Annotated in this window: 2 protein-coding genes; both read right to left on the bottom strand. The window is 37.8% G+C overall.

Annotated features, from left to right (window positions below; genetic code table 11):
* Nucleotides 1-6,272 (bottom strand): hypothetical protein (locus tag ACFSC2_RS05335; protein ID WP_379818580.1); only part of this gene is annotated, 6,272 nt, incomplete at its 3' end.
* Between the two features lie 126 nt (nt 6,273-6,398).
* Nucleotides 6,399-11,666, bottom strand: coding sequence for a PorP/SprF family type IX secretion system membrane protein (locus ACFSC2_RS05330; protein WP_379816562.1), 5,268 nt, complete (start codon nt 11,664-11,666; stop codon nt 6,399-6,401).

Below are 11,666 nucleotides of genomic sequence, written 5' to 3'. Positions count from 1 at the left end.
GTTCCTGTGTTTGGTGTAATTGTATAAGTATACGCACCTGGTGTAGCAACTCCTGAAACTGTATAAGTTCCAGATCCTGTGTTGCCGCCTCTACAAAGAACATCACTTGTTTTGTTTGGTGTTACTGCAATTGGAGTCGCTGAGTTAATTGTAAATGCTTCGTTATAGTAACATCCATTTGCATCTGTAACTCTAAAATTATATACTCCTGGAGCTAAACCAGCAAAAACACCTGTTGTATTTGTAGCTGCTGATCCTGCAGGAGATGTAATAGCAAATGTTAATGGAGCAACTCCATTAGTTGCTGTAGCAGTAACTGTAGTTGTTGTTGCGTTACATGTCACCGCTGCCGCACTGAAAGCTAAATCAGTTGGAGGGTTTAATCTATTAATTGTAATTGTTTGAACTGGTGTTTGACAACCTTGCGCATCTTTTACTACATAAGAGATAGTTCTGTTTGTACCATTATCTGTTACAGACAAAGTACGTGTGCTGCTGAAAGTTGTTCCACCATCAAAACTATATTGATATGGAGCTGTACCTGTAGTAGGAACTGCAATAGTAACTGTTGCTGCCTGTTTTACATTAGAAGCATCACATGTAAATGTTGTTGCAGAAGCAGTCGCTGTTAAAGTTGTTGGTTGTGTAATAGTCACTGTTCCAACAGCAGACTTACAACCTTTACCATCCATAACTTGGTACGAATAACTTCCTGCAGCTAATCCTGTGTAATTAGATTGCGTTACAAAAGTTGTTGGTACCGGTGTAGTTGAACTGCTGTAGAATAAGTAAGTGTAATTTCCAGAACCTCCTGCACCTGCTAATTGAACAGATCCTGTAGAAGCACCATTACACGTTGCATCTACTTTCTGAGCAGTTACTGTAGGGTTCGTAATTGTATTTACAATTGCGCTTAGTACAACAACGCAACCTTTTGAATCTGTAATTTCGAAATAATAAGTGTCTGCTGAATTAGCTCCTGTGTATACAAAAGAACTTCCTGTTACAGCAGTACTAGATCCGTATGTACCAGCTCCTTTTCTAACTTTATAAGTATATGCACTTGTTCCTCCAGTAATGGTAACTGTAATAGAAGCATTTGGAGTTGTAGTACAATTTAATTCTGAAGTAATTTTTGCTTCACCTCCAAGTTGTGGGGCAATAACAATATTACTAACTGTTGCTGTACAGTTATTACTGTCTGTTACAACAACATTATGTGTTCCAGGGCCAACATTAGTAAATGTATTAGATGTCTGAGCTGGCGCTCCATCTAAACTATAACTTAATGTTCCTGTTCCTGTTGCCGTAACGACAAGAGTAGCCTGATTTGTTGTATCATAACATAAATCTGAAGTCGCTGCCAATGAAGCTGTAGGCGTATTAGGCGCTACTACAATCACTGAAGCTGATGCAGAAGATAAACAGCTGTTTGAATCTCTTACTACTACAGTATATGTTCCAGTTGGAATATTTGTAAAAATTCCAGTAGTTTGGAAAGGAGCTACGATAGTAGTACCGTTCATTAATTGGAATTGATATGATGGTGTTCCTCCTGTAGCAGAAGCCGTAATAGTTGCTCCTGTTGTACAAGTTGCTGGTGTAGTTACATTCGCTGCTGGTGTAATAGCGGTTGGTGCTTTAATAACCTGAGTTAATGGGAACACACAGCTTGAAGCGCTATTATCAAAACGAACTCTAATGTTATACGTTTTACTTGTTAGTCCTGTTGCTGTTACTGGAGAAACTTTAGAATTAATCCATGTAACACCATTGTCTAATGAATAATCAAATCCGTAAGGAAGATTAAAGTTTTGAGCCGCAATAGTAACTTCTCCATTATTAGATCCGATACAAGTTAAATCTTTAAATCCTGTAATTGAAGCTGAGAATGCTTTATTACTGTCAATAACGATTGGGAAGTTTTTCTGTGCAATACATGATTCTGGAATCTGACGTACCCAGATATCATCAACAGCTAAATCGTTTCCATCAATGACCTGACTGTAAGATAAAATAACGAAATCTAATGAAGTATTATTTCCAGGATTTAATGTTAAAACCTGGCCATTGCCTAAATCAGTTGTATTATGCCATTTCTCATCACGCGGAATACTTTGAGTATCTTTTGAAGCTCCCGGAACTACAACTCCATTTTTCTGAAGCTGAATTGTAAGTCTAGGAGAAGGCAGATTATTTGAAGCTGCCAATAAATTCAGCATATAAAGCGAAACCTGAATATCTTGGTTTGGAATTACATCATTAATTGTTTTTCTATATAAAATTCCTCCAACTGGTACTACTCCACCAACGTTTACAGCTAAGAATCTACCATCAGTGATCTGAGGTGTATTATTAATAACCGAAGTGTTGTCTTTTGGTAAGTTCCAATTGAAACCATTTTTATGCTCTGGGATCAAGGCTTGTGTAACTACATATTCACCATCATTCAATAAAATAGGCATATAAGAATTAGGGCAGTCTGCAACATAATCCTGTCTTTCCCAGCAATAGTTAGGGTGGATTCCATCAACTTTAACGTCTGGACCTCTACCAAAATCTTCTCTTAATAAATTACTATATGTTGGTACTGTAGAAACCTTATATATTACAGAAACTGTATGGCTTCCTGAAGGAACATTAGTAAATACATTATTTGTTTTTGGAGTATTTGCAACTCCGTCAAGATAATATTCGTAAGTATAATTTGAAACACCATTTGTAACTGTAACTGTACTTGTTGCTGTACCATTACAATTAAAGATAGGATCTTCAACTTTAATAGTCGGATCAGATGGTCTAGGATCTAATATAATATCATAAGGAATTGTATACATACAACCCAAAGCATCTCGAATTACTAAAACATAAGTTCCTGGTAAAACATTTTTTTCATTAGATGTCTGCCAAGTTGCACCACCATCAAAACTATATTCATAGTTTGGTGTTCCCCCTTGAGCATTATTGATTCTTAATTTTCCTCCTTGATTAACTCCATTTGCATCTGGAAGAGTACAACCAGCCAAAGCAGCAACCCCAGCAGAAGCAGTTACTGCAGAAGTTGGTCCTGTTATAACAACCTGTTCAACAATATCTGGACAATATATAATTTTAGGTTGTGTCTGCCATTGAGGAATATAAGACATACCATATTTTATAGATACACTATAAGTTCCCGGCTGAAGATTTGAGAAAACAGGATTACTTTGAAATGCAGAACCATTTACGCTATATGTTACAATGTATCCGTTTGCATTTGTCGTATTAATTCTGATTTCAGCACTTCCATCATAACATGTACTGTTGGTATGTGATATTGTATAAGTAGGCTTTTCGTTACTAGCAACAGTAACGCTTGTTGTTGCTTCACAGTTATTAGAATCAACTACTCTAATATTGTATGTTCCCGGTGTGGTAACTACAATTTCATTAGAAGTCTGAAAATCCGAAGATCCGTTTATGAAGTAATAATATTGACCCCAAGCACCACCTGACGCTGAAATAACAATTTTTCCATTACTGCAAGCTGTTAATGGTTCAACAAGTGCAGCAGTAGCAGTGACAGCAGACGCAGGCTGATTAATATAAATATATTGGTCTCTGTCACAGCTTGGAGGAGGAGTTGATCCAACTGGACCATTAGTAACTCTAACTCTATAGGTGACACCAGGATTTAAATTTGAAAAAGTATAATCTGAATTTGCAGTCGGACCAAAACTATTTATTAAAGTGTTTCCATTATAAATATAATAGTAATATTGAGGATCAATATTTTCTGCTCCAACTTTAATAGCTCCTTTTTCACCAAAACAAGATGGCTGCGTAACTAATGTACTAATACTTAAGTTTCTGCTTCTAATTAAAATATTAGGAACTGTGAAAATACAAGGATTTGTAGTTACACCTACTTGTCTAATATGAACAGTATAAGAATTTGGAGTATTGATCGTAAACGAATTGCTTGTTTGATAATTACCAATTTGTCCGTTTGGATCAGTACTTATCGCATATTCGTATCCAGCAGGTACACCTCCGATTGTAATATTTCCGGGAGAACCGCAAATAATATCTCGATGTGTTTCTGTTGGCGTTAATAAATTCGTGAATACGTTAAAATAAAAACGATTAAAACAAACTCCAGCTCCTCCTGAATAGTTTAATGTTAAACGATATTGTCCTTCCTCACTCGCATTAAAATTTTGACCAGTTCCAACTTGAGTCCAAGTACAAGAACTACTTTCATTAGCACAATTTTCATTGCTCATCTTAGGACAGCTTCCAACAACTAATTTTTCCCAGATTATACTTGTCGCATCTGTAATATTTGTTGTAATTCGTCTGGAAGCGTTACTACCACATAAAATAATAATTGGTAATTTTTTTCCATCGTTAGTACAATCCAATAACTGATCTGCAAAAGGTATAACAGGATTTACTGCTGTAGTACCATATCTAGAAACAACAAAAGACTGTATAATTGATCTACAAGGAGCTGCTGCTAAATTGTAAACATAATAAGTACCAGGATTTCTAACTGCAAATGTCTGTCCAGTTCCTATTTGATTCTTAAGCTCCTTATCACTATACCAAGTATAATTACTATACCCATTAGCAGCTCTCAAATCTACACTATCACCACACAAAGTTACATTCTCAGTATACTCACATTCTTTAACATTTACTAAAAAGTTTGTCGCTTTTGGAATTAAGATACACCCTGTATTCGTATTAACACTCGGATCATCAGAAATAGTAAATGTAGTATTCTGTGTTCCTTTATAAGTAGCATAAGCAGAGTTATCAATACTGTTTGAACAAGCTTCGCTCAACATATGACAATCTGGAACTACCTGAACTTTAAAACTGATTACTTTTTCAGGGTCTCCTACTTTAACAACATTATTATTAACTGCAAAAACTATATTTCTAGTAGCCGCATTGTAACTTTGAACTGTAACACCAGCAGGTAATGAAACAATATCCGCCGGATAATTAAAAATAATGTTTACAGGCAATTCATCTCTAATCGTAAATGATGTAGCATTATCGTTACCTGTATTTTTAAAACCGATTTCATAATTAAGCTGCTGCCCTAATGTAACATCTTGACCACCGATATTAACTCCAGCCGCATTTTTTACAATCTTGGTTAAAACAATTTTAGGCTCAATAATTTCGACGTTAAAGGCATTAAAAAATAATCCATAACCATCACCTCCCGTACTTAACTTTAATGTTGCTTGAGTATCATTATTTCTAATAACACTTCCTCCTGGATATTGAGTAGTAGCCGGATTTGGTACATTTAAAATACCTGCTTCAAACCCTAGTGTATTACCACTGGCAGGCTGTCTCGCTACAAAAGGTCCATTAGTATCGTTTATTGTACTGTTGAAAAAATTATCAATTGGACGCTCAGCTGTCGAAATGTCCCTATTATTAATTGAGTATCTATCACCTGTTAAATTAACATCCCCTTCTAAAGCTGCAAATGCCAATTTTGCCTTAACAATTCCATTAGGAATAGTTTTAAAACCTTTAATATCGTAAGTTACTGCAGCACTATTTGCCTGTATCCATCTGAAGCCATCAAAAGAACTAATATATTTTGCTGAGGATTTAGGATCCTCATAAACTACAAATAAATTCCATCCAGCAGAAAAACCACCATTAATTTGTCCTCTAGCAGCAATAATATTGGCTACAGTATAAGTTCCTTCTGGATTTGCTAATGCTTGAACAATCGATGTTGCATCGTAATAATAAGCATAAGGAATTTGGTCACCATTTGAAGTTCCTGGATAATAATCATGAATTAGCGTACCTCTAATATCAGTATAAGCAGTCTGGTTAGGTAACTTAATTTTGATTGAACCTAAATTACTTCTATTAACAGTTCCGTTATTTACAGAACCCTGACTATAAATACCTGCCCAATAAAGCCCCGCATAAACAATTTTATAACATTCTCTGCTGGCAGTTGGAATCGTAAGATTTGCCGAACTTGAACTGAATGTACTGTTATCGTTATCGATATCAATATATTGCATGCTAAGATCATTATTATTTTGACTTGTAGAATTAAAGGGGTCATTAGCCCGGTTATTATTTCTACCAGTATCCCTATTCAAAATATTATTACCTATCAAGAGCATATCACCTTTTAAACTCGTATCGAATCGAGCGGTAAAATCCTTTTGAGAGAACATAACTAAACTTTGAATACAAAGTAATAAAGCTAAAACTAATTTTAAAGTAGTAGGTTTCTTCATGTTTCTATGGTTTCAGTTTAACAGTTGTTTTATAAAGGGGCATTTAATAAACAACATATAATCTTTATTTAAATTTATTTTAATTATTGACTCTTCTATTAAAGAAGTTGTGATAATTATCTTTTACTAATTCTCCACTTTTACGATGGCCATATTTCCATTATAAGGTTTGTTCCCTTTGGCTTCTAAAGCTTTTGTTGCTTCTTGAAGACCATCAAACTTTTCGTAATAGATATAATACTTACTCGTTGTTATATTATAAAAGAAATTAATATCTGTACGTCCTGCAGCTACCGCTTTGGCTAAGAACTCATCTCTTTTTTCAATACTATTGTGAACTGCCAGAATCAAATAATAACCGCTTTCAGAATTTTTGATATTCTTAATGATCTGCATATTTGACTGCTCTTCACCAAAATCAAAATCACTTGCTTTTAACGGCGTATTACTGATTTTCGTTGTCTCTTTAATTCGTTTTAAAGCAGCAACGTCCTGTGCATATCTTCCTTGGTCATTTTCATAAGCCGCACGTTTAATTCTACGTTTACGCTCAATTTCCGTTTCAGTTTTAATACGCTCTAAATCGGCTAATAAAGCTGCTCCTTCAAGTTCCATCTTCAACTGTGCTGCTTTCAACTCGTTTATCTTTTCAAGATAAGCTCTGTTCAAAGGATCATTTTTAGGGAACTTTTTCAACCTTTCATTATAAAGATTAGTCAGCTTAGCAATTTCATTTTTCATGCTGTTGTTAGCCTCAGCAATCTGTATTTTCAATGCCTCAATTTGACTATTTTCTGCCGCTACACTTTTGAAAGGTTTTGGCTCTCTATAAATCCCTTTTTCACTTAAATCATTTTCTTCTTTTAAATCATTTAAGTCTTTTTGTTTGTTTGCAACTGTAGCTGTGAACTGCGCCAATAAATCACTTTGAGATTTACTTGTTGCCGCAATAGAAGCTGTTAATTCATCAATTGCTTTTGCAGTTGCATCTTTATTTGCTTCTTCAGCTACAAGTCTTGCTGCTAGTGCATCTGCATCGGCTTTTGCTTTTGCTTCCGCTTCTAACTTAGCTTGACGAGCTTCTTCTGCTGCTCTGGCTTTTTCTTCAGCTGCTTGTTTAGCTTGTAATGCTTCTGCGTCGGCTTTCGCTTTTGCATCTGCTGCTAATTTTATTTTCAATGCTTCCGCGTCGGCTTTTGCCTGTGTTTCTGCTGCCAATTTAGCTTGACGAGCTTCTTCCGCAACTCTCGCTTTTTCTTCAGCTGCTTGTTTAGCTTGTAATGCTTCTGCATCTGCTTTCGCTTTTGCATCCGCTGCTAATTTTATTTTCAATGCTTCCGCGTCGGCTTTTGCTTTTGCGTCTGCTGCTAATTTAGCTTGACGAGCTTCTTCTGCAACTCTCGCTTTTTCTTCAGCTGCTTGCTTAGCTTGTAATGCTTCTGCATCCGCTTTCGCTTTTGCGTCGGCTGCTAATTTTATTTTCAATGCTTCTGCATCGGCTTTTGCTTTTGCGTCTGCCGCTAATTTAGCTTGACGAGCTTCTTCTGCAACTCTCGCTTTTTCTTCTGCTGCTTGCTTAGCTTGTAATGCTTCTGCATCCGCTTTCGCTTTTGCATCGGCTGCTAATTTAGCTTGACGAGCTTCTTCCTCTTCTTGTAATTTTTTAGCCTCGGCTTCTGCTTTTGCTTTAGCAGTAGCTTCTGCATCGGCTTTTACTTTTGCATCAGCCAATAATTTAGCTTGTAATGCCTCCATATCCGCTTTTGCTTTTGCATCAGCCGCTAATTTAGCTTGAAGTGCTTCTGCATCGGCTTTCGCTTTTGCATCCGCTGCTAATTTAGCCTGACGAGCTTCTTCTTCAACTCTTGCTTTTTCATCAGCCGCTTGTTTAACTTTTAATGCTTCCGCATCCGCTTTTGCTTTTGCATCGGCTGCTAACTTAGCTTGAAGTGCTTCTGCATCTGCTTTCGCTTTTGCATCCGCTGCTAATTTAGCCTGACGAGCTTCTTCTTCAACTCTTGCTTTTTCATCAGCCGCTTGTTTAACTTTTAATGCTTCCGCATCTGCTTTTGCTTTTGCATCGGCTGCCAATTTAGCTTGAAGTGCTTCTGCATCTGCCTTAGCTTTTGCATCGGCTGCTAACTTAGCTTGAAGTGCTTCTGCATCTGCTTTCGCTTTTGCATCGGCTGCTAATTTAGCCTGGCGAGCTTCTTCTTCAACTTTTGCTTTTTCATCAGCCGCTTGTTTAACTTTTAATGCTTCTGCATCTGCTTTTGCTTTTGCATCTGCTGCTAACTTAGCTTGAAGTGCCTCTGCATCTGCTTTGGCTTTTGCATCGGCTGTTAATTTAGCCTGACGAGCTTCTTCTTCAACTCTTGATTTTTCATCAGCCGCTTGTTTAACTTTTAATGCTTCTGCATCTGCCTTAGCTTTTGCATCGGCTGCTAATTTAGCTTGAAGTGCTTCTGCATCCGCTTTTGTTTTTGCGTCTGCTGCAATTTTAGCCTGACGAGCCGCTTCTGCTTCTTCTAATTTTTTAGCTTCTGCTTCAGCCTTCGCTTTTGCAGTAGCCTCAGCATCTGCCTTAACTCTTGCATCAGCAATTAATTTTGCCTGAAGCGCTTCCATATCAGCTTTCGCTTTTGCATCGGCTGCTAATTTTGCTTGAGCAGCTTCTGCATCTGCCTTCGCTTTTGCATCAGCCGCTAACTTAGCTTGAAGTGCCTCCGCATCTGCTTTTGCTTTTGCATCTGCCGCTAATTTAGCTTGAAGTGCTTCTGCATCTGCTTTTGCTTTTTCAGCAGCTAATTGTGCCTGTTTTGCTTCTTCAGCTTGTCTTACTTTCGACTCCTCGGCCTGTTTTATCTTTAATGCTTCTGCATCTGCTTTCGCTTTTGCATCCGCTGCTAATTTAGCTTGTAGTGCCTCCGCATCTGCTTTCGCTTTTGCTTCTGCATCTAACTGAGCTTGTTTAGCCTCTTCAGCTTGTTTTATTTTCAATGCTTCCGCATCTGCTTTTGCTTTTGCTTCTGCAGCAATAATTGCTTGTCTTGCTTCTGCATCGGCTTTTGCTTTTGCATCCGCTGCTAATTTTTCTTTCAATGCTGCCTCTTCAGCTGCTTTTGCTTTTGCATCGGCTGCTAGTTTAGCTTTGTTTGCTGCATCAATAGAAGATTTCGTTTTAGCTTCTGCTGCCGCTTTTGCTTTAGCCTCAGCAGCTAATCTTGCCTGTAAAGCATCCGAATCAGCTTTTGCTTTTGCATCGGCTGCTAATATTGATTGCATATCTGCCGCTTCTGCTCTTGCTTTAGCATCTGCCTTACGTTTTGCTTCTGCAGCATCTGCTTTGGCTTTCGCGTCTGCAGCTAATTTCAATCTTTGAGCTTCAGCATCTGCTTTTGCTTTTTCAGCTGCGGCAAGTCTTGCTTCTCTCGCTGCTTCCGCATCTGCTCTCGCTTTTTCAGCAGCTAACTGAGCAGCTGTTTTTTGTGGTGCAGCAGTCTTAGCAGCATCTGCTTTTGCTTTAGCTGCGGCTTCTGCATCTGCCTTCGCTTTAGCATCAGCAGCCAATTTAAGTTTCATTGCCTCAGCGTCTGCTTTCGCTTTATCAGCGGCTAATTGTGCTGCTGTTTTTTGCGGTTCAGAAGCCGTCGCTTTTGCTTTTTCAGCAGCTTCTGCATCCGCTTTCGCTTTTGCATCTGCAGCTAATTTAAGTTTCATTGCCTCTGCATCTGCAGCGGCTTTATCAGCAGCTAATTGTGCTGCTGTTTTTTGTGTCGCCGCAACTGGTTTGTTTGCGCCTGGTTTATTTGCAGCAGCTTGTGCTCTCGCAGCTGCGGCCGCATCAACTCTCGCTTTATTATCTGCAGCTAATTTTAATCTACGTTCTTCAGCATCGGCTCTAACTTTATCAGCAGCCAATTGTGCTTGTGTTTTTTGTGTCGCTGCAACTGCTCTATTTGCTGTCGCAGTTTGCGCTCTCGCTGCAGCCGCGGCATCAGCTTTTGCTTTAGCATCTGCAGCTAATTTCATTTTCTGAGCTTCGGCAGCATCTACCTTAGCTTTGTTATCTGCTTCTAATTTCGCTTTAGCAGCAGCGGTAGCGTCGGCTTTTGCTTTAGCATCTGCAGCTAATTTCATTTTCTGAGCTTCAGCAGCATCTACCTTAGCTTTGTTATCTGCTTCTAATTTCGCTTTAGCAGCAGCGGCAGCATCGGCTTTTGCTTTTGCATCAGCAACAAGTTTTGCTTGTTTTGCTTCTGCAGCGGCAGCAGCATCTGCTTTCACTTTTTCAGCAGCAGCAAGTCTTGCTTGTTTAGCCTCTGCATCAGCTTTTGCTTTTGCTTCAGCAGCCAGTCTATTCTTTTCCGCTATATCAGCTCTGTTAACTTGAGTTGCTTCAGATTTTGGTTTAGCTGGAACTGGCTTTGGTCTTGACGGATCCATTAATGATCCTTCATCATCATCTCCGTAATAATAATTTCTGTTTTTGAATCTATATGCAATCGCAAATTCGTGCGATCCTCCAAGGTTGGCGAAATTACCCATACCTCTTTCATAGTTGTATTCTATTGCAATGCTCGGAGAAATATTAACACCCAAACCTGCAGAAACACCGTATAATGTGTTATAACCTACTTGTCCCCACACTCCTTGTTTAAGTGTCAGCATACCAAGTCCAGAAATAACTGTTTTGTCTTTTTTTAATTCTGTTTTCACAATTCCTGAAAACCTGCTTCTGTCAAAAAAACCGTAACTATCAATATATCCAGTATACATTGCGTGTACTTGTATTGCTCTTTCTGGATCTTCTTTTACCATTCCGGCTCCGAAATTATACAGAATCAAATTATTGATCGAAAGTCCGAAATCAAGAAAAGCAGTTCCGTAGTTAATTCCAGGATTAACAGTTAATAACGTGTAAGATGGAAATTCACTACCTAAAATATCCGTATCATCTGTAATAATTTTTCCTTTGTTTAAACCACTTTGATAAGCACCTACATTTAAACCAAAAGTTAAATTACTATCTTCTTGTAATACAATATTGTGAGCAAAATTGACAACACCTCCAAAGACCGTCATTAATCCATAATTCTGCTGGAATAAACCAACTGCAAATGCTTCGTTCTCTCTAAATCGTCCTGAATAGTTTGCCAAATATGTATTTGGAGAATCTTCAAACTGTGTCCATTGTCTTTTGTTATAAAAACTTACATACGGATTTGCTTCGCGAACAAAACTGAATGTTGGATTGATTAAATATCTATTAAACTTTAAAGAATTTCTAATAGGTAATGAAAACGAAACAACTCCATTCTCAGTGGTTTCCTGGGAATAGAGCACAATTGAAAAACCGCAAAATAAAGTGATGAATAGTAAAATTTTCTTCAT

It is taken from the genome of Flavobacterium artemisiae, from assembly GCF_042678225.1.
Taxonomy (GTDB): Bacteria; Bacteroidota; Bacteroidia; order Flavobacteriales; family Flavobacteriaceae; genus Flavobacterium; species Flavobacterium artemisiae.
Note: the sequence above shows the minus strand (reverse complement) of the source record. Positions and strands in the feature narration are given on the sequence as shown.

Coding starts and splice junctions, on each gene's coding strand:
- ACFSC2_RS05330 (WP_379816562.1), bottom strand. CDS start 11,666: ATGAAGAAAATTTTACTATTCATCACTTTATTTTGCGGTTTTTCAATT.